The following is a 20,111-nucleotide window of genomic DNA, read 5'->3' as shown; positions in this document are numbered from 1 at the left end:
CGTGTCCCGTCGTACACGGTAACCACCCTCGTCGCGGTCCGCCCGCGCGACAGCCCACCCGCACGAGGGTCCGCCCGCGTGACAGCCCACCGGACGGTCCGCGGCGGCGGTCAGGGCAGCCGGCGGCGTACCGCGGACGCCACGGTCGCCGCGCGCCCGCCGACGGCACGGACGACCTGGGACGCGTCGGGCACCCAACCGCCGCGGACCGCCTCGCCGGCCGGGTTGGGCGTGAACACGATGCCCTGGTGCGCGGCGACCGGCTGCCGGGTCAGTCCGGCCAGGCGCATCAGCGGCCCGACCAGCACGTCGTACACGCCGGGCAGGACGGTGAAGCCGAAGCGCATGATCACGTTGAGCCGTCCCACCGAAACCTCCCGGCGTGGCCGGTCGAGGCAGTGCGCGATGGCCCGTGCCACCCGCTCGGGGGAGGCGATCGGGGGCGGTGGCCGGCCGATCCGGCCCAGGTAGTTGGCCGCCTGCCGGTAGACGGGCGTGTCGACGCTGCCCGGGTTGACCAGGCAGATCGCGATGCCGGGCGTCTCCCGCGCCTCCTGCTGGAGCGTGCGGGCGAGTCCCTGCAGGCCCCACTTGGCGGCCACGTATCCGCTCATGTAGGGCGCGGTGATGTGCCCGAGCACCGAGCCGGTGAGCACGAGGGTGCCGCCGCCGGCGTCCCGGAACCGGCGCAGCGCCTCCCGGGCCACCGCGGCGGCGGCCAGCAGGTCGGTGCGGACGACCTGCTCGAACACCTCGGCCGGGGTCTCGTCGAAGCGGCCGTAGGCCATCACCGCGGCGGTGTGCACCCAGGCGTCGACGCGGCCGTACTCGGCCCGCGCCGCGTCGGCCAGCGCGGCCACCGCGCCGGGCTCGGTCACGTCCATCGGTACGGCGATCGCCGTCGCGCCCGCCGCCCGGCACTCGTCGCGTACCTCGTCGAGCGTGGCGGGTGAGCGGGCCGCGAGGACCAGCCGGTCCCCGCGGCCCGCCAGCTCCCTGGCGGTCGCCCGGCCGATCCCGCTGGTCGCGCCGGTCACGACCACCGTCCGGGTCACGGTGCGAGCACGACCTTGACGCAGCCGTCCTCCTTCTTCTGGAACATCTCGTACGCGCGCGGCGCGTCGGTCAGCGGCAGCCGGTGGGTCCGCAGGTCCTCCACGCCCAGCGGGTCGTCGTCGCGCTCCAGCAGCGGGATGATCTCGTCGACCCAGCGCCGCACGTGGCACTGGCCCATGCGCAGCTGGATGCCCCGGTCGAACATCTCCATCAGCGGCATCGGGTCCTGCTCGCCGCCGTACACGCCGGAGATCGACACGGTGCCGCCGCGCCGCACGGCCTTGAGCGCGGCGTGCAGCACCACGAGCCGGTCCACGCCGGCCTTGTCGGTCATCGCCTGGGCCAGCTTGTCCGGCAGCAGCCCGGCGGCGGTCTGGGCCATCTTGCCCAGCGGCGCGCCGTGCGCCTCCATGCCGACCGCGTCGATCACCGCGTCCGGGCCGCGCCCGTCGACCAGGTCGATGAGCGTGCCGGGCACGTCGTCGAGCTGGCTGACGTCGAGCACCTCGATGCCGTGGCGGCGGGCCATCTCCAGCCGCTCGGGCACCAGGTCCAGCCCGATCACGCGGCCGGCGCCCAGGTGGCGGCCGATCCGGGCGCTGAACTGCCCGACCGGGCCGAGCCCGAACACGGCGAGCGTGCCGCCGGGCGGGGTGTCCGCGTACTTCACCGCCTGCCAGGCCGTGGGCAGGATGTCGGACAGGTAGAGCCAGCGCTCGTCCGGGCCGCTGTCCGGGATCGTGATCGGCCCGAACTGGGCCTGCGGGACGCGCAGGTACTCCGCCTGGCCGCCGGGGATCGAGCCGTACAGCGAGGTGTAGCCGAACAGGGACGCGCCCTTGCCCTGGCTGGTCACCTGCGTGGTCTCGCACTGCGCGTAGAGCTGCCGCTCGCACATCCAGCACGAGCCGCAGGAGATGTTGAACGGGATGACCACACGGTCACCCTTCTTGAGCCGGGTCACGCCGGACCCGACCTCCTCGACGATGCCCATCGGCTCGTGCCCGAGGATGTCGCCGGGCTTCAGGTACGGCCCGAGCACCTCGTACAGGTGCAGGTCGGAACCGCAGATGGCGGTCGAGGTGATCCGGACGATCGCGTCGGTCGGCTCCTCGATCCGGGGGTCCGGGACGTCCTCGACGCGAACGTCCCGCTTGCCGTGCCAGGTCAGTGCCTTCATGCCTGTCTGTCCCCTCTCCGGTGCCGTCCATCCGACTGCTACCCGGCAGGGGGCCGTTGAATCGGCGGCGGCGGTCACCGTGGCGTGAGGTCGACCGTCACGGCGATGGTGCTGGTGCTGGCCGCGGTGCCGGCGAGGGCGCCGATGTCGAGGCGGCGGCCGGTGCGGTCGGTGACGGCGCCGGCCGCGAGCCGCAGGCCGGCGACGGGCGTGCCGAGCGCCGCCGACGCGGCCTCCAGCAGCCGCCGCCGGGCCACCGCCACGGCGACCCGGACCGGGGTACGGGTTCCGACCGCCGGATGGGGTGCGCCACGCGTCCGGCCCGCTGCCGGCCGTGGCGGTGGCACACGGACGCGCCGGCGCGGCACGGACAGCCCGTCGGCGATCAGTTCGGCGGCCGAGGTGTCGCCGTCGTACCGGTCCGGCGGCAGCGTGAACGACACGGTCCCGTCCGGGCCGACCTCGACGGAGATGAGCGCCGCCCCGGGCAGGGCCGCGGCCGTCATGATCTGGCCGAGGCCGAGCAGCCCGGCCACGTCCGGCGACGGCGTCCGGGCGGCGGCCGGGTACGCCGCGGTGAGTTCGGCGGCGGCCACGAGGACCGGCGCGGCCAGCACGTAGCCCAGGAACGGGGGGAGGGGCGCGGTCATGGTGCTCACCCGGGCGCTCGTCGCCGCAGCCGGGGACGGGAGGCGCCCCGGCTGCGACGCGGTGGTCAGAACTCGCGGTTGCCGAGCGGGATCTCGATGTTGATGGACTGCCCCTCGGACAGGAACAGCAGGGCGAGCTTGCGGAGGAACTCGTCGAACAGCCAGTAGCACTCCGGTGCGAGCGGGAACGGCAGCAGCGCCTCCCGGACCGCGATGAACGGGCCCCAGCTCGTCCGCAGGAGCGTGTCCCAGAGCAGGTCGCGCGGGATCTCCAGCCAGTTGGCGATCTGGTTGCCGAGCATGAACCGGGTGAACGAGCCGAGGATGGGCTTGCTGAGCAGCCCGGCGTCGATCTCCCTGCCGAGGCCGAGCAGGATGTCGGCGAGCGCGTTGCCCTCGCGGGTGGGCGCCAGGATCGGGTCGAGGACCTCGCTGGCCTGGGAGTTCGCCTCGCTCCACGTGGCCGGGATGTACTCGTCCCTGATGCCGAGCATGTGCGCGGCCACCTGCCACAGGTGCAGGAAGGCGGTCGACTCGGCGGCGGGGATCGGCACCCGCCAGTCGGTCAGCTTCCGCATGACCGTGGTCGGCAGGCTGTGCCAGGTGACCATCAGGTCGCGCTGGCTGATCGGGATGTCCTCGGGTGCGACGTCGGCCCACTCGGGCGACTGCGGCAGGAGGTGACGCACGCCGGCGTGCGCCAGCCGGGTCTTGACGGCGGTCACGATCATCGAGCCGTCGGGCTGGTACGCGTTGGCGGTGCCGATGTCGTACCCGAGCTTGGCGGTCTTGGAGATGCGGTCCTTCATGTCCGCGCCGCCCTTGGAGTAGTAGACGGCGCGCGCCTCCTTCGGGATGACGGTGCTCATCATGCCGCTGGCCAGGCCGTAGAGCACGCCGAGGTAGAGGCCGCGCTTCTCGTTGAAGCGCACGGCGGTGGCCAGCTTGCCCTGGTCGACCCAGGAGGGCAGCACGCGTGCGCGTTCGATGAACTGGCGGACGTCCGCCGGGAGGCCGGACGGCAGCGGCTGGCCGTTCTTCGTCCACGTCCGCAGCAGTTGGTTGACCAGTGGTGCGTCGCCCCGGTCCAGGAGCGAGGCGACGAGCGGGTCGGCCTCCTCGTCCCACACCCAGCGGGGGTCCACGCCCGCCCCGGCGCCGGCCACCGATCCCTTGGGCGACCAGGTCCACGCCGATCGCGCCTGTGCCGGCGCGGCGACGCTCAGCGCGCCGAGCGCGCCCAGTGCTCCGCCGGCCTTCAACATCTTGCGTCTGCTTACCGGTTCCACGTTCACTCCTCGGGGTCGAGGCCGCTGATACGGTGAAACGAATGTTGCGCCCGTGTATCACATGAGAGCACGTGGTAACGGTGTCCACAAGGCTCACGATGACAACTGTCGATGGATCAAGAAGAGGGGAGCCCGCCGTGGCGGTGGTCGAGGGGATGCTGTCGGGCAGGGTCGCGTGGGTGACCGGAGCCAGCCAGGGCGTCGGTGCGGCGATCGTCGAAGGGCTGGCGCGGGCCGGCGCGTCGGTGATCCTCCAGTCGCGGCGCCCGGGCGCGCTGGACGAGGTGCGGGACCGGATAGCGGCCGGTGGCGGCACGGCGGCAGTGGTCGCCGGGGACGTCGCCGACGAGTCCGCCGCCGACGCCGTCATCGGCCTCGCGCGGCAGCGCTGGGGCCGGCTGGACGTCCTCGTCAACAACGCCGGCATCAGCCCGGCGCTGCACCGCAGCGAACGGCTGAGCCTGGGGGACTGGCAGCAGGTGATCGACACCAACCTGTCCGGGGTGTTCGTCTGCGCCCGCGCGGCCGGCGCCGTCATGGTCGAGCAGGGCGCGGGCAGCATCGTCAACATGTCCTCCGTGCACGGTCAGGTCGGTTTCCCGCGCCTGGCCGCGTACAGCGCCAGCAAGGGCGGCGTCGAGCAGCTCACCCGCACGCTGGCGCTGGAGTGGGCGGCGGCCGGCGTACGCGTCAACGCGGTCGCGCCCGGCTACCTGGAGACCCCGATGACGGAGGGCCTGCGCGGCCACGAGCAGTGGTCGAGGCGGCTGCGCGACCGCATCCCGATGGGCCGGTTCGGCCGCCCCGAGGAGGTCGTCGGCGCGGTGCTGTTCCTGGCCTCGGACGCCGCGAGCTACGTCACCGGCAGTGTGTTGCACGTGGACGGCGGCTGGACCGCGCAGTGAGCCGCGGACCCTTTGGTTAGTCGGCGTTCGTCACCGCGTCACCGTCGCATGTCGATACAGCGCCAGATCGCGGGCGATCCTTCCCAGAAAGTTAACCCTCGTTTACAGTGCTGCCATCGGCTGCGGAACCCGCGCGGGCACCACGGCGGGGTGCGGCCAGCCCTGCCACCACCAGGCCCGGTTGCGTGTGAAGGAGTAGCCCATGGACCCCGCCGACGTCCTCGCCGAGGACTGCGCCAAGAAAGCCGCCGACCTGACCGTCCCGGCGCTGCTGCACCGCAACGCCACCGAGCACGGCGACCGGCCCGCGCTGACCACGCTCGGCCGCGACGACACCCGCACCTGGGCGCAGCTGCGCGACGAGGTCGCCGAGCTGTCCGCCGGCCTGGCCGAGATCGGCCTGGAGGCCGGGCGGCACATGCTGGTCATGATGTCCAGCCGCGCCGAGCACTGGCTGGTCGACCTCGCCGCGGTCCACCTGGGCGCGGTGCCCTCCACGATCTACCCGACGCTCAGCCCCGAGCAGATGCGCTACCTGGCGCGGCACAGCGCCGCCCAGGTGCTCGTGCTGGAGGGCCCGGCCGAGCTGGAGCGCTGGCGGCCGATCCTGCCCGACCTGCCCGACCTGCTCCGGGTGGTGCTGGTGGACGATCCGGGCGAAGCGTCGACGGAGGCCGTGCCGCTGTCCCGCGTGCGTACCCTCGGCCGCACCGCCCGCGAGGCGGACCCGGACGCCTTCGAGCGGCGCTGGCGCACGATCCGGCCCGAGCAGCCGGTGACGCTGCTCTACACGTCCGGGACGACGGGCGACCCGAAGGGCGTCGTGCTCAGCCACCACAACGTGCTCTACCAGGCGGTGGCGCTGGAGGCGATGGTGTCCGTCCCGGACCACGCGCCGACTGTGGCCTACCTGCCGCTCGCGCACATCGCCGAACGGTTCCTCGGCATCTACAACCCGATCTACCGCGCCGGGCACGTGACCATCTGCCCCGACGCCACGCAGCTCGTCGCGGCGCTGCGCACCGTCGGTCCCGCCTCGTTCTTCGGGGTGCCGCGGGTCTGGGAGAAGATGGCCGCCGGCGTCCAGGCCCACCTGGCCGGCGCCGAGCCCGCGGTCCGCGCCGCCGTCACCGCCGCGACCGCGGTGACCCTGGAGGCGTACGAGCTGCGCGCGGCCGGGAAGCCGGTGCCGGACGAGCTGGCCGCGCGGGTGGCGCAGGCCCGCGACACCGTGCTGCGACCGTTGCAGTCGACACTGGGCCTGCACAACATGGTCTGGCCCGGCAGCGGCGCCGCCCCGATCCCGGTGGACGTGCTGCGGTTCCTCGCCGGGCTCGGCGTCGACGTGCTGGAGGTGTGGGGTCTGACCGAGACCACCGGCACCGCCACCCTCAACACCCCCGACCGCTTCCGCACCGGGACCGTCGGCCGTCCCAACGTGGGCATGGAGGTGCGCCTCGCCGACGACGGCGAGGTTCTCGTCCGGGGTCCGCTCGTGTGCTCCGGCTACCTGCGCGAGGACGGCACCGTCGAGCCGGTCGTCGACGCGGACGGCTGGCTGGCCACCGGCGACGTCGGGACGCTCGACGACGACGGCTTCCTCACCATCACCGACCGCAAGAAGGAACTCATCATCACGTCCAGCGGGAAGAACATCTCGCCGGCGCAGATCGAGAACCTGCTGCGGGCGCACCCGCTCATCGGTCAGGCGGTGGCGATCGGCGACCGGCGGCCGTACGTCACGGCGCTGATCGTGCTGGACGAGGAGGTGGCGCCGCAGTGGGCGCGCACGCACGGCGTCGCCGACCCGCAGCTGCCCGCCCTGGCGTCGGACCCGGTGCTGCTGGCCGAGATCCAGGCCGCCGTGGACGCGGCCAACGCGCGGCTCGCCCGGCCCGAGCAGGTCAAGACGTTCCAGGTGCTGCCGTCGGCGTGGACGCCGGAGTCGGGCGAGCTGACCCCGACGTTGAAGCTACGGCGCCGGGTCGTCGTCGACCGGTACGGCGACCGGATCGACGCCCTCTACCGGCCGGGCGACGCGGTGGCGGAGCCCGTCACGGAGTAGCGCCGGGTCGATGCCGGGCGGGGGTGGCGGCGCGCCGAGGTCGGCGGGCCGGTACCCCCGCGGGTAGCCGGGATAGGTGCGGTTGCGCGGCGCGCGGGTCAGCCGGCTCACCGTCCGCGCGGGCAGCAGCCGCACCACGGCGGCCCGGGCGCGCAGCGCGCCGCCGACCAGCGCGGTCAGCGGCCGCGGCGCGGCCGGGAGCCCGAAGGCGGCGCGCATCTCGGGCGGCAGCAGCGCGCGCACGCCGAGGCGCGCGGCCGGGCGCAGCGGCGCCGGGTACCAGGACGCGAACAGGTCCAGCGTGTACGCCGCGACCCGCTCGTTGCTCGGCGTACGGCGGAACGTCTCGCGCTCGTACGCGTCCTTGAAGGCCCGGAACGCGGCGAAGTCCGCCGGGACGTCCCGGATGCCCATGCGCGCGCCGACGGCGCGGTAGTAGTGGAACGCGGCCAGCCGCTCGTGCTCGTGCAGCGGGCGCCAGCCGTAGCGGTCCAGCCAGTCGATGGGCTCGTAGACGAACGTGGACAGCACGTAGCGCATGTCGTCGTTCGAGATCGCGTACCGCCCGTGCGCCCGGTTGATCACCCGCAGCGCCTCCCGGCCGCGCGGCGAGTCGTACCCGTGCTCCAGCAGCTCGGCCATCAGCAGCGCGGTGTCGTCGTAGCGCTGCTGCGCCCGCAGCCGGAACTCGCCGGTCGCGTCGAGCAGCGCGGAGATGCCCGGCACGCAGAACGTGCGCAGCAGCGCCAGCTCCAGCGCCCGCTGGTAGTCGAAGGGGAACTCGTACCCGGCGGAGAGCCGGTAGATCTCGTGGTGGTCGCGTACCGGGTCGAGCGTCTCGATCCGGCGCAGCCAGCGGTACCGCCCGTCACGAGCCATCGCGACCACCTCCACCGTCCACCCTTGCCCATGCAGTCAAGCTCCTCTATGTTAATAGAAAATCACATCCCCGGATAACTCGAAACCTGCTTGTGCGCACCTCACGGGCCGGTGTTCAGGGCGATGTCCGGTCGAAACCGGGAAGTGGTGCTAATGGAGAATCTCAGTAGACGAAGCGTCCTGACGCTCGGTGCCGCGCTGGGACTGGTGGCGGTGGCGGACACCCCGAAGGCGTGGGCGTGGTCGTCGTCCGGCTCGATCGCCGGGACCGACACGGTCACCGACCCGTGGGACGTCTGGGACGACGACACCGACCCGCTCGTCGCCTCGCTGCTGGACGCCGGTCAGATCCCGGCGGTGAACACCGCGTTCGCGTCCTGGATCCGCAACGGCGACGCGCTGCCCGCCGGCCTGCCCCCGGCGCTCACCACCTACCTGCGGCGCGTCAACACGCTGCCGTCCTGGGCCGACCAGGCCAAGCTGGACCGCGCCGCCCAGTTCAACAAGCGCATGAGCATGTACCTGTTCCTGCTCTACGGCCTGGGCAGCGGGATCATGAGCACGGTGATCCCGCGCGAGGCCCGCAACGTCTACTGGTCCGAGGGCGGCGCGGACATGAAGTCGCGCGCCGCGAAGACCTTCACCTACGGGTACGACCTGAGCGCTCCCGACGCGTTCAAGGCCACCGGCAGCTTCGTGGTCACCTCGCACAAGACGCGGCTCACCCACGCGGCCGTACGGCACCTGCTGCCGCAGTCCGCGCCGTGGCGCGGCGTCACCGACCACCCGATCCCGATCAGCAACGGCGACATCCTCATCACCTTCCACAGCCTCGGCACCTACGTGCACCGCAAGCTGCTCGACTGGCGTCGCTGGGGCCTGCGGATGTCGGCCGCGGAGGAGGAGGCCTACCTGCACATGTGGCAGGTCGCCCTGCACCTGCTCGGGGTCCGCGACGAGTTCATCCCGAACAGCTGGGCCGCCGCCGAGGAGCAGTCCCGGTACGCGCTGAACCCGCTCCTCGCGCCGACGCCCGAGGGCATCGACCTGGCCGACATCCTGCTGAACCTGACGTCCTCGGTGGACCTGGGCGTCACCCGGGGATTCCAGCGGGAGTTCGCGCGCTACGTGCTCACCGACCGGATCGGCGACTGGCTGCGGCTGCCCCGCGACTACATCTCCCGGGGTGTGATCGAGGCCGGCTGGCCGACGTACGTGATGTTCCGCGAAGGGCTCTCGCCGCTCATGCCGGAGACGTTCGGCCTGTTCGACAGGTTCATCCGCGGGCTGGCGATGCTGTTCCTCAACAACGGCTCGTCCGCGTCGCACACCCCGATCACGATCCCGGTCATGAACCGGCCGGGCACCTGAGGCGCGTGCGGCTTCACAGCGTCAGGGCGCCGGTGACCAGCGCGGTCACCGCGTCCCGGTGGCCGGGCGAGTCCTGCCAGCGCAGGGCCCGCCCGGCCTCCACCGCCACGCCGAAGCCGGCGTGCACGAGCAGCCGGGCCTGCCGCCGGTCCAGGTCCGGCCGGACCGCCCGCAACTGCTGCTCCCAGACCGCGATGTGCTCCCGCTGGGCGAGGATGAGCGGACGCCGGACGTCGTCCGGAAGCCCGGCCACCTCGGCCTCGGCGACGCTGTTGAGGGTGTTGTGCTCGAAGCAGTAGGCCACGTACGCCGCCGCCAGCGCGACCACCGCCTGACGAGGATCGGCCGCCCGCTGGAGGCTGCGGTCCACGGCCTGGGCGAGCAGTTCCGCCGCCTGGAGGCAGGCGGCCACGAGGATGTCCACCTTGCCGGGATAGTGGCGGTAGATCGCGGACGGCGCGAGCCCCACCGCCTGGGCGATCTGCGCGTTGGTGACGGTGGCGAAGCCGTCCCGGGCGAACAGCGGCACGGCCGCGGCCAGGATCTCCGCGCGCCGGGTCCGGGGCACCGGCTGGGCGGGCAGCTCGACCAGCCGCGCCGTCCCGGCGGCGGTCGTCGGGTCGGTGGCCACCACCCGCATCGCGGACCGGAGCACCAGATCCTCGATCCGGCGCTGGGCGATCGAGGTGTGGTGCATGGTCACCGAGCCGATCACACCGAGGGCCGCGACCGCCCGCAGCCGCTCTTCGGGCAGCGGGTACTCCCGCCGTACCATCTCGGTCACCCGGCCCACGACGTGGCCGAACTTCGCGCGGAGCAGGTGGCGGTCCGCGCGCCCGAGGTAGCGGGCCTCCCACCGGTAGATGCCGCCGGAGGCGCGGTGCGCGACGGTGACCCGGGTGAGGGCCAGCAGCACGTCGGCCAGCGCCGCGTCGGGCGGCCACTCGTCGACGACCCCGACCAGGTTGTCCACCATGACGTTGGCGCACTCGGCGAACAACGCGTACTTGTTCGGGAAGTGCCGGTACAGCGCCGGCGCGCTGATGCCGACCGCCGCGGCGATCTCCTCCATGGACGCGCCGTGGTAGCCGCGCTCGCTGAACACCTGCCCGGCCGACTCCACGATGACCTGCCTGCGGTTGCGTGGCCGGGTGGCCGCGGCCGGCCCGGTGGTCACCGGACCGTCCGGGCGGACGCGGACGGGCACAGGACCATGGGTGTCAGTCAACCACAGCGGTTCACGCCGCCCGCGCCTCGCGATGACGCCGCTCAGGCGTGCAGCACGGCGAGCGCGAGCCGGGCGGTCCAGGTGTCGTAACCCGCGGTGCGGTCGAAGCGGCCGAGCCGTCCGACGTCGGTGACCACGTTCAGCGCGGCGTGCACGAGGACGCGGGCGTCGCCGGCCGGCAGGTCCGGCCGTACCGCCCGGACCAGGCCCACCCACTCCTCGACGTGCAGGCGTTGCGCGCCGCGCAACTCGTGGCGGTCCCGGTCCGGCAGGTTGTTGTTCTCCGCCAGGTACACCGCGACCAGGTCGCTCTGGCCGAACGCGAAGTCGACGTAGGCCCGCACCACCCGGTGCAGCGCGTCGGCCGGGTCGCTCGCGTCGGCGATCGCCGCGGTGGTGGCACCGGTCAGCCGGTCGGTGGCCCGGTAGTAGGCGGCCGCGAGCAGGTCGGCCTTGCCGGGGAAGTAGCGGTACACGCTGGACGCCTGCATGCCCGCGGCGCGGCCGATGTCCTCGACCGCGACGGCGTGGTAGCCGTGCCTGTGGAACAGCCGCATCGCCTCGATCAGCAGCAACTCGCGGCGCGACGCCGGGCGCACCGGGCCGGTGGCGGGCGTGTCCTCCGGCGCGGGACGCCGCCGCGGCGGCACCGCCGGCGCGTCGGTCCGCAGCAGCGTCCAGGCGACCCGGGTGAGCAGGTGCTCGGTGTCGGTGCCGGTGGCCGCGGCCCGGTACGTGGTAACGCTGCCGAACGCGCTCAGCGCCGCGTTCACCAGCAGGTCCGCCTGCCCGGCGGTCAGCTCGGGACGCAGCTCGCGCAGCGGCGCGGCGACGCGGCCGACGAGCGTGGCCATCGACGCGGCGAACTCCTGCCGGTGCTCGGGCGTCAGGTAGCGGCCCTCCCACTGGTACAGCCCGGCCACCCGCCGCCGGCTCACCGCGACCTCGGCGAGCGCGCGCAGCAGCTCGTCGAGCAGCCCGTCGGCGCTGTTCGCCGCCGGCTGCCCGGTCGCGGCGAGCAGGGCGCCGACGACCTCGCGGGTGGCGTGCACGAGGATCGCGTACTTGTTCGGGAAGTGCCGGTAGACGGCCGGCCCGCTGATGCCGACGGCGGCGGCGATCTCGTCCACCGAGACGCCGTGGTAGCCCCGCTCGCAGAACAGCTCGGCACCGGCGAGCGCGATCCGGGCCTTGCGGTCCTTGGGCCGTCTGACCGGTGCCGGGGCGGTGTCGCTGGCTGTTCGTCGCACCGCTACACGTTAGCGCCCCCTCGCGTGGATCCGGTGGCGCCCCTCGGCGGTTTCCGTCGCGGAGCCGGAGCCGGACAGCGCGGAACGCTTCTTGACAAGCGGCGGCAGGCTCAAGAAAAGTTAGGCGAAATTCGCATGCGGGTGAGCAATGAGGAGCTTGGCATGACGACCGATGCGTTCATCTACGACGCGTTGCGCACGCCGCGCGGGCGGGGCAAGCCGACCGGAGCGTTGCACGGGGTGAAGCCGGTTTCGCTGATCACCGGCCTGATCGAGGAGACCCTGCGGCGGATGCCCGGCCTCGATCCGGCGCTGATCGACGACATCGTGCTCGGGGTGGTGTCCCCGCTCGGCGACCAGGGCGCCGACATCGCCCGGACCGCCGCCGTCGCTGCCGGCCTGCCCGACACGGTGGCCGGCGTCCAGCTCAACCGCTTCTGCGCCTCCGGCCTGGAGGCGGTGAACATCGCCGCGCAGAAGGTGCGCTCCGGCTGGGAGGATCTCGTCCTCGCCGGTGGCGTCGAGTCGATGTCCCGGGTGCCGATGGGCTCCGACGGCGGGGCGTGGGCGCTCGATCCGGAGGTCAACTACACCACCGGGTTCGTGCCGCAGGGCATCAGCGCCGACCTCATCGCCACCATCGCCGGCTTCGACCGGGAGACGGTCGACGCGTACGCGCTCCAGTCGCAGGCGCGGGCCGCGAAGGCGTGGGCCAACGGCTACTTCGCCCGGTCCGTGGTGCCGGTCCGCGACCGCAACGGGCTCACCGTCCTGGACCGGGACGAGCACATCCGGGCGGACTCGACGGCGGAGAGCCTCGCCGCGCTGCGCCCCTCGTTCGCCGAGATCGGCCAGAAGGCGGGCTTCGACGCGGTCGCGTTGCAGAAGTACCACTGGGTCGAGCGGATCGAGCACGTCCACACCGCGGGGAACTCCTCCGGCATCGTGGACGGTGCCGCGCTCGTCGCGATCGGCAGCGAGGCGGCCGGCGCCGCCGCCGGCCTCACCCCGCGCGCCCGCGTCGTGGCCACCGCGCTCAGCGGCGCCGACCCGACCATCATGCTCACCGGCCCGGCCCCGGCCGCCCGCAAGGCCCTGGCCAAGGCCGGTCTCGGCGTCGACGACCTCGACCTGGTGGAGATCAACGAGGCGTTCGCCGCGGTGGTCCTGCGGTTCGTCGCCGACCTCGGCCTGAACCCGGACATCGTCAACGCCAACGGCGGGGCGATCGCGATGGGCCACCCGCTGGGCGCGACCGGCGCCATGATCCTCGGCACGCTCGTCGACGAACTGGAACGACGCGGCGGCCGCTACGGCCTGGCCACGCTCTGCGCGGGCGGCGGCATGGGCATCGCCACCGTGATCGAACGAATCTGAGGAGCACGAATGGCCAACACCATCCGGTGGGAGCACGGCGACGACGGCATCGTGCTGCTCACCCTCGACCACCCCGGCCGCTCGGCGAACGTGATGAACGCGGAGTTCGGCGCGAGCCTCACGGCCACGGTGGACCGGCTCGAAGCCGAGCGCGACCGGATCACCGGCGTGATCGTCACCTCGGCCAAGAAGACGTTCTTCGCCGGCGGCGACCTGGAGACCCTGGTGCGGCTGACGCCCGCCGACGCCGAGGCGTCCGCCGCCGACGCGGCCGCGCTCAAGCACGCCGTACGCCGGCTGGAGACGCTCGGCCGGCCGGTCGTCGCCGCGATCAACGGATCGGCCCTCGGCGGCGGGCTGGAACTGGCGCTGGGCTGCCACCACCGGGTCGTGCTCGACGACCCGGCCATCGAGATCGGCTTTCCCGAGGTCACGCTCGGCCTGCTGCCCGGCTGCGGCGGCGTGGTGCGTACCGTCCGGCTGCTCGGCGTCACCGCCGCGCTGACCGACTGGCTGCTGCGCGGCCAGCGCCGCCGGCCGCAGGACGCGCTCGCGCACGGGCTCGTCGACGAGATCGCCGCCGACCGGGACGCCCTGATGGCCGCAGCCCGCGACTGGATCGCCGCCCACCCGGACGCGACCCAGCCGTACGACCGCAAGGGCTACCGGATGCCCGGCGGCACCCCGTCCAGCCCCGGCCTCGCGATGCAGTTGCCGGCCATGCCCGCCCTGCTGCGCAAGCAGCTCAAGGGCGCGCCCTACCCGGCGCCCCGCAACATCCTCGCCGCCGCCGTCGAGGGCGCCCAGGTCGACCTGGACACCGCGTTCGCGATCGAGGGCCGGTACTTCACCGAGCTGGCCACCGGGCAGATCGCCAAGAACATGATCAAGGCGCTCTTCTTCGACCTCCAGGCCGCCCGGTCCCGGGCCGCCGGCGGGGACCACGAGCCGGTGCGCAGCGTCGCGGTCGTCGGCGCGGGCATGATGGGCGCCGCCATCGCGTACGTCTGCGCCCGCGCCGGCATGCGGGTGGTGCTCAAGGACGTTACCGCCGAGGGTGCGGCGCGCGGCAAGGCGTACTCGGCGGGCCTGCTCGACAAGGCCGTCGCCCGGGGCCGGACGACACCGGCGGAGCGCGACGAGTTCCTGGCCCGCATCCACGCCACCGGCGACGTCGCCGACCTGGCCGGCGTCGACCTCGTCATCGAGGCGGTCTTCGAGGACCCGGCGCTCAAGCACAAGGTGTACGCCGAGATCGAACAGGTCGCGCCGGACGCGCTCATCGCCTCCAACACCTCCACGCTGCCCATCACGCTGCTCGCCGAGGGCGTCAGCCGGCCGGAGGAGTTCGTCGGGCTGCACTTCTTCTCCCCGGTGGACAAGATGCCGCTGGTCGAGGTGATCCGCGGGGAGCGGACCGACGAGACCACACTGGGCCGCGCCCTGGGCGTCGTCCGCCGGCTGCGCAAGACGCCGATCGTGGTCAACGACAGCCGGGGCTTCTTCACCAGCCGGGTCATCGGGACGTTCACCAACGAGGGCGTGGCGATGCTGGCCGAGGGCATCCCGGCGGCGACCATCGAGCAGGCGAGCAGCCAGGCCGGGTATCCCGCGCCGGTCCTCGCGCTGATGGACGAGCTGACCCTGACCCTGCCCCGGAAGATCCGGCAGGAGACGGCCGCGGCCACTGTGGCCGCCGGAGGCACCTGGACGCCGCACGCGGCCGACGCGGTGATCGACCGGATGATCGACGAGTGCGGCCGGACCGGGCGCTCCGGTGGCGCCGGCTTCTACGACTACCGCGACGGGAAGCGGGCCGGGCTCTGGCCGGGTCTGCGGGAGCAGTTCGGCGGCACGAACCTGGACACGCCGTTCGAGGACCTCAAGGAGCGGATGCTCTTCATCGAGGCGATCGAGTCGGTGCGGTGCCTGGACGAGGGCGTGCTGACCTCGGTGGCGGACGCCAACGTCGGCTCGATCCTGGGCATCGGCTATCCGAGCTGGACCGGCGGCGTCCTCCAGTACGTCAACCAGTACGACGGCGGGCTGCCGGGCTTCGTGGCCCGCGCCCGGGTGCTGGCCGAGCGCTACGGCGAGCGGTTCGACCCGCCGCCGCTGCTGACGGCGATGGCCGAGCGGGGCGAACGGTTCGAGTAGCGGCGGTCAGAGCGCGGCGGCGAGTCGCTGGGCGTTCATGTACGCGATGGCCTCCACGGAGATCATCGGGTTGACGCCCAGCGACCCCGGGAAGGTCGACGCGTCGGCGAGGACCAGGTTGGGGACCTCCCACGTCGCGCCGTCCGGCCGGGCCACCGACGTCGCCGCGCTGCCGCCCATCCGGGCCGCGCCCATGATGTGCAGGGCGGCCATGGTGACCTGCCCGGGCGCGGTTCCCAGCGTCTCGACGTGCCGGACGAACTCGTCGACGGAACCCGTGCCGCGTTCCCAGACCGGGCCGCGCTGGTGTCCGGACCAGAGCCGCAGCGCTCCGGCCGCCTCGACGATCCGGGCCGCGCCGGCGATCCCCGCCCGCAGGTGGGCCGCGTCGTAGGGGGACAGGCGGTAGTGCACCACCGGCTCGCCGTCGCGGCCGACCCGCACCTCACCGCTGTCGCGGTCGCGGGTGATCACGCCGACTCCGCCGAGGTGTGGCAGCGCGCGCATCCGGTCCAGATGTGCCCGTCCGCCCGTCCAGCTCATGAACGACACGGCGGTGGCCGGGTTGGTGGCGGCGGTCTCGTAGATGACGCCGTAGCCGCGGCCGTCGAGGTCGGCGTGTTCGGTGGAGTACCGGGTCTGCATCCCGCCCTCCCACGGCCGGACCTCCTCGGCGAACACGCCCCACACGCCGGTCGCCGGATGCAGGTGCAGGTGCCGGCCGATGTTCGGGTTGGTGAGCCCGGAGCGGCGGAGCAGTGCGGGTGTCTGCACGCTGCCGGCGGCGACCACCACGGCGCGGGCGCGTACGGCGACCGGATGGCCGTCCGCGGTGTGGCCGGTCACGCCCGTCGCCCGGCCCGCTTCGACGGTGACGGTCCGCACGTCGACGCCGACGACGAGCCGCGCACCGGCGCGTTCCGCGTCGGCCAGCCAGGTCTTCGTCGCGGACCGTTTGGCGCCGATCCGGCAGCCCAGGCCGCAGCGCCCGCACTCGACACCGGTGTCGCAGCCGTCGACGTTGCGGGGCATCTCGTCGACGTGCCAGCCCAGCCGGTTCAGTCCGCGCTCCATCAGCGCGTCCCGGGAGGAGATCCGGCCGTGCTCGCGGTTGACGCCGAGCCGCGTCCACACCGCGTCGAGGCAGCCGTCGTACTCGTCGGTGGCGAACTGCGGCACGCCGAGCGCGGCCCACTCCTCGCGTACCCGGGCCGGGGTGGGGAACGACGTGGTGTAGTTCACCACTGTGCCCCCGCCGAGGCACTGTCCCTGGAGGAGGCTGAGCTGGCCCTCGGCGGTGGCGGCGGGGCCGGGGGCGTAGAGCCGGGACAGCCCGGACAGCTCCCCGCCGTCGAAGTCCCGGTCGTCGTAGTAGCCGCCCTTCTCGACGACGACCACGTCCAGGCCGTGCCCGGCGAGGACCGCGGCGGCAGTGCCGCCGCCGGCGCCGGATCCGACGACGACGACGTCGCAGTCCAGTGTGGCCGGCGCGGACGGGTGGACCGGGGTCAGCGGCGGCGCGGGCGCGTCGGCCCGGACCCCGAGCGGTCCGGGATAGCCGATGGCGTCCCACACGGGCGAGTGCCCGGCCGGCCCCGGCGTCAGGTAGTAGGAGAGGGTGGCGGCGCCCTTGAGTGCCTGGAACAGCGCCCGTTTGGCGGTGACCCGCGAGTGGGCCAGCGCGAGCAGCGTCCTCTCCCGGCGTTGCGGCGACTGCCGGGAGAACGGCTGCGCGCAACCGCCGAGGACGAACTGGGTGACCGGGGAGTCCCACCGGTCCAGCAGCCGCAGGAACTGCCGGACCTCGGCGGTGCGCGGATTGTGCAGGACGAGCGCGGCCATCACCTCGGTCGCGCCGAGCCGGCTGGCCGACGGGATCCCGGCGCCGTCACCCGGCGCGAACGTGTCGCAGATGCTCGCCAGGGCGGCGCGCTGGCGGTCGGACAGGTGCACGGTGCCTCCGATCGACCGAGGGGCCGGATGGGTCAGGACATCTGCTCGGACAGGCCGTACGTCTTGGCGATGATCTCGCGCTGGATCTCGCTGGCGCCGCCGTAGACGGTGGACACGATCGACGAGCGGACCAGGCGCTCCATGTCGAACTCGGTGGTGTAGCCGTAGCCGCCCATCATCTGCATCGCGTCCAGGGTGACCCGGCGGGCGGTCTCGGTGGCCTTGAGCTTCGCCATCGAACTCTCCCGGGGCAGCACCGTGTCCGGTGCCCTGTCGACCTTGGCGGCGGTGTCGTAGACCAGCAGCCGGGCGCACTCGATCTCGGTGGCCAGGTCGGCCAGCCGGTGCCGGAGCACCTGGAACGATCCGATCGGCCGGCGGAACTGCCGCCGGTTCCGGACGTACTCCACGACGTCGTCGAACGCCCGCTGCGCGGTGCCGAGCATGACGCTGGCGAGGATCAGCCGCTCCATGTTGAGCCCGGCCATCAGTTGCCGCCAGCCGTTGTCGACCTCGCCGACCACGGCGTCGGCGGGCAGCGCGCAGTCGGTGAAGTAGAGGTCGTTCACCTCCCGGCCGCCCATTGTGTCGATGCCGGAGACGGTCAGGCCGGGCGCCGAGGCGGGGACCAGGAACATGGTCAGGCCGTGGTGGTCGCCGGCCCGGCCGGAGGTGCGGGCGACCAGCAGGATGTGCTCGGCCAGGTGGGCGTTCGAACACCACGTCTTCTGGCCGTTGACGACGTACCCGTCGTCGCGGCGCTCGGCGCGGCAGCTCAGGTTCGCCACGTCGGAGCCGGCCTCGGGCTCGGACATCGCGACCGCCTCGATGACGCCGCGGGCCACTCCGGACAGGATCAGCTTCTTCTGCGCCGGCGTGCCGAACCGCTGGTAGGTGGCGGCCACGATGATCGAGGTGGTGAAGCCGCCGATCGGGGCCATCGCGCGGGCCGTCTCCTCCAGGAACAGGCACAGCTCCGTCATGCCGGCGCCGCCGCCGTCGAACTCCTCGGGCAGGGACAGGCCCAGCCAGCCGAGGTCGGCCATCTTGCGGTACAGCTCCGGGCTGTGCGGTTCCCGGCCGCCGTTCGTGAGGTTCCGCCGCTGCTCGCGGGTGCCCACCTCGCGGCGGCAGAAGTCCCGCACCGCCTCGACCAGGGATCGTTGCTCGTCGCTCCACTCCACCGCGGTACCTCCAGCGCGTCAGCAGGGATTGACAGCAAGGCTAGACTATCGAATATCAAATGTCAGGAGGCTGTCGATGACGTCCCTCGTGGAGCACCCTCGCCGGCTGCGCGTCGTCGACCCGGTGACAGGTGAGCACCGCGCCGACTACGAGATCGCCGACGACGCCGCCGTGCGCGCCGCCGTGGCGCGGGCCCGCGAGGCGGCCGGCTGGTGGGCCGCCCTGGACGCCCGGCAACGCCGCCGCCACCTGCTGGCGTACAAGGCGGCGGTCGCCGGCGGCATCGAGGAACTGGCCGGGATCGTCCGGAGCGAGACCGGCAAGAGCCTCGCCGGGGCGCAGCTCGAGGTGATGCTCGCCGTCGAGCACCTGGACTGGGCGGCCCGGCACGCCGCGCGGGTGCTCAGGCGACGGTCGGTCTCCTCCGGCCTGCTCGCGTTCAACCAGGCCGCCTCCGTCGAGTACGTGCCGTACGGCGTGGTTGGCGTGATCGGTCCGTGGAACTACCCCGTCTACACGCCGATGGGCGCGGTGTCGCACGCGCTCGCGGCCGGCAACGCGGTGGTGTTCAAGCCCAGCGAGTTCACCCCCGGCGTCGGTGTGTGGCTGGCCGAGCGCTGGCACGAGCTGTTCCCCGACCACCCGGTCCTCCAGGTGGTGACCGGCGACGGCACGACCGGCGCCGCGCTGTGCCGCGCGTCGGCCGACAAGATCGCGTTCACCGGGTCGGCCGCGACTGGGCGCGCGGTGATGGCCGCCTGCGCCGAGAGCCTGACCCCGGTGGTGATCGAGGGCGGCGGCAAGGACGCGCTGATCGTCACCGCCGACGCCGACCTGGACGCGGCCGCGCGGGCGGCGGTCTTCGGCGGCCTGGGCAACGCCGGGCAGACGTGTGCCGGCGTCGAGCGCGTCTACGTCGAACGGTCCGTCTACGAGCCGTTCCTGGCCACGCTCACCGACCTGGCACGGCAGGTCCGGCCGGGCGCCGAGCCGGACGCGCCGTACGGGCCGATGACCACACCCGCCCAGCCCGAGGTCGTCCGGCGCCACGTCACCGACGCGCTCGACCGGGGCGCCCGGGCTGTGGTCGGCGACGCGGATTCGGTCCGGCCCCCGTTCGTGGAGCCGGTCGTGCTGACCGACGTCCCCGAGGACAGCACCGCCGTCACCGAGGAGACGTTCGGCCCGGTGCTCGTGGTCAACCCGGTGGCCGACGCCGACGAGGCGGTACGCCGGACGAACGCGACCAGCTACGGGCTCTCCGGTTCGATCTTCACCCGCGACCGCCGCCGTGGCCTGGCGCTCGCCGGGCGGCTGCGGGCCGGCGCGGTGTCGGTCAACTCCGTGCTGGGGTACGCGGGCGTGCCGTCACTGCCCTTCGGCGGTGTGGGCGACTCGGGGTTCGGCCGGGTCCACGGCGCGGACGGCCTGCGCGAGTTCAGCCGGGCGCGATCGGTGACGTGGCAGCGGTTCCGGCCGCTGATCGAGGTGATGACGCTCCAGCCGTCCGCCTCCGCCATGAAGCGCTCGCTGGCGATGTTCGCGTGGCGTCATGGCCGCCGATGA

General features: G+C 73.3%; 15 protein-coding genes. 6 read left to right on the top strand and 9 right to left on the bottom strand.

Translation table 11 applies throughout. The features are described from left to right. Window positions 1-110: 110 nt before the first annotated feature. From M8C11_RS05755 to M8C11_RS05740, 4 genes are all read right to left on the bottom strand, one after another. Window positions 111-1,055 (bottom strand): SDR family NAD(P)-dependent oxidoreductase, encoded by a 945-nt coding sequence (locus tag M8C11_RS05755; protein WP_091423719.1) that lies wholly within the window; start codon window positions 1,053-1,055, stop codon window positions 111-113. Continuing rightward, a complete protein-coding gene (locus M8C11_RS05750) occupies window positions 1,052-2,236 on the bottom strand; it encodes a zinc-dependent alcohol dehydrogenase (RefSeq protein WP_091423722.1) in 1,185 nt (394 codons plus the stop codon). The genes M8C11_RS05755 and M8C11_RS05750 overlap by 4 nt, the downstream gene beginning before the upstream one ends. A 74-nt stretch (window positions 2,237-2,310) precedes the next feature. After that, window positions 2,311-2,886 (bottom strand): isoquinoline 1-oxidoreductase, encoded by a 576-nt coding sequence (locus tag M8C11_RS05745; protein ID WP_252448670.1) that lies wholly within the window; start codon window positions 2,884-2,886, stop codon window positions 2,311-2,313. A gap of 65 nt (window positions 2,887-2,951) precedes the next feature. Next, on the bottom strand, window positions 2,952-4,151 hold the full coding sequence (locus M8C11_RS05740; RefSeq protein WP_225853077.1) for an oxygenase MpaB family protein: 1,200 nt from the start codon (window positions 4,149-4,151) through the stop codon (window positions 2,952-2,954). A gap of 161 nt (window positions 4,152-4,312) precedes the next feature. Between M8C11_RS05740 and M8C11_RS05735 the strand changes: the two genes are divergently transcribed. Both M8C11_RS05735 and M8C11_RS05730 read left to right on the top strand, forming a co-directional pair. Beyond that, window positions 4,313-5,080: an SDR family NAD(P)-dependent oxidoreductase gene (locus M8C11_RS05735; RefSeq protein ID WP_252448669.1), complete on the top strand. Its 768-nt coding sequence runs from the start codon at window positions 4,313-4,315 to the stop codon at window positions 5,078-5,080. A 202-nt stretch (window positions 5,081-5,282) separates the two neighbouring features. After that, window positions 5,283-7,145 carry a long-chain fatty acid--CoA ligase gene (locus M8C11_RS05730; RefSeq protein WP_252448668.1) on the top strand — a complete coding sequence of 621 codons (1,863 nt, stop codon included), beginning with the start codon at window positions 5,283-5,285 and terminating at the stop codon, window positions 7,143-7,145. Here the strand turns inward: M8C11_RS05730 and M8C11_RS05725 are convergent. Beyond that, window positions 7,053-8,024, bottom strand: coding sequence for an oxygenase MpaB family protein (locus M8C11_RS05725; protein WP_252448667.1), 972 nt, complete (start codon window positions 8,022-8,024; stop codon window positions 7,053-7,055). The two genes, M8C11_RS05730 and M8C11_RS05725, sit on opposite strands and share 93 nt — an antisense overlap. Window positions 8,025-8,177: 153 nt before the next feature. Between M8C11_RS05725 and M8C11_RS05720 the strand changes: the two genes are divergently transcribed. Beyond that, on the top strand, window positions 8,178-9,395 hold the full coding sequence (locus M8C11_RS05720) for an oxygenase MpaB family protein (protein ID WP_091423732.1): 1,218 nt from the start codon (window positions 8,178-8,180) through the stop codon (window positions 9,393-9,395). A gap of 13 nt (window positions 9,396-9,408) precedes the next feature. Here the strand turns inward: M8C11_RS05720 and M8C11_RS05715 are convergent, their stop codons facing one another. Together M8C11_RS05715 and M8C11_RS05710 are read right to left on the bottom strand one after the other, a co-directional pair. Then, a complete protein-coding gene (locus M8C11_RS05715; RefSeq protein WP_252448666.1) occupies window positions 9,409-10,572 on the bottom strand; it encodes a TetR/AcrR family transcriptional regulator in 1,164 nt (387 codons plus the stop codon). A gap of 92 nt (window positions 10,573-10,664) precedes the next feature. After that, the gene (locus M8C11_RS05710; protein WP_252448665.1) at window positions 10,665-11,873 is read right to left on the bottom strand and encodes a TetR/AcrR family transcriptional regulator; all 1,209 of its coding nucleotides are present in this window, start codon (window positions 11,871-11,873) and stop codon (window positions 10,665-10,667) included. Between the two features lie 162 nt (window positions 11,874-12,035). On the opposite strand from M8C11_RS05710, the gene M8C11_RS05705 reads away from it, so the two are divergent. Together M8C11_RS05705 and M8C11_RS05700 are read left to right on the top strand one after the other, a co-directional pair. Then, the gene (locus M8C11_RS05705; RefSeq protein WP_120570672.1) at window positions 12,036-13,250 is read left to right on the top strand and encodes an acetyl-CoA C-acetyltransferase; all 1,215 of its coding nucleotides are present in this window, start codon (window positions 12,036-12,038) and stop codon (window positions 13,248-13,250) included. 9 nt (window positions 13,251-13,259) lie between these two features. After that, on the top strand, window positions 13,260-15,407 hold the full coding sequence (locus M8C11_RS05700) for a 3-hydroxyacyl-CoA dehydrogenase NAD-binding domain-containing protein (RefSeq protein ID WP_252448664.1): 2,148 nt from the start codon (window positions 13,260-13,262) through the stop codon (window positions 15,405-15,407). A gap of 6 nt (window positions 15,408-15,413) precedes the next feature. On the opposite strand, the gene M8C11_RS05695 is transcribed toward M8C11_RS05700, so the two are convergent. Next, window positions 15,414-17,360 (bottom strand): GMC family oxidoreductase N-terminal domain-containing protein, encoded by a 1,947-nt coding sequence (locus M8C11_RS05695; RefSeq protein WP_252448663.1) that lies wholly within the window; start codon window positions 17,358-17,360, stop codon window positions 15,414-15,416. Between the two features lie 32 nt (window positions 17,361-17,392). Beyond that, window positions 17,393-18,544 carry an acyl-CoA dehydrogenase family protein gene (locus M8C11_RS05690; RefSeq protein ID WP_252448662.1) on the bottom strand — a complete coding sequence of 384 codons (1,152 nt, stop codon included), beginning with the start codon at window positions 18,542-18,544 and terminating at the stop codon, window positions 17,393-17,395. 76 nt (window positions 18,545-18,620) lie between these two features. On the opposite strand from M8C11_RS05690, the gene M8C11_RS05685 reads away from it, so the two are divergent. Next, complete coding sequence (locus M8C11_RS05685) at window positions 18,621-20,111, top strand: aldehyde dehydrogenase family protein (protein ID WP_252448661.1); 1,491 nt, start codon at window positions 18,621-18,623, stop codon at window positions 20,109-20,111.

Source organism: Micromonospora sp. CPM1, assembly GCF_023896895.1.
Classification (GTDB): domain Bacteria; phylum Actinomycetota; class Actinomycetes; order Mycobacteriales; family Micromonosporaceae; genus Micromonospora; species Micromonospora tulbaghiae.
This window is presented reverse-complemented; position numbering and strand designations above follow the sequence as displayed.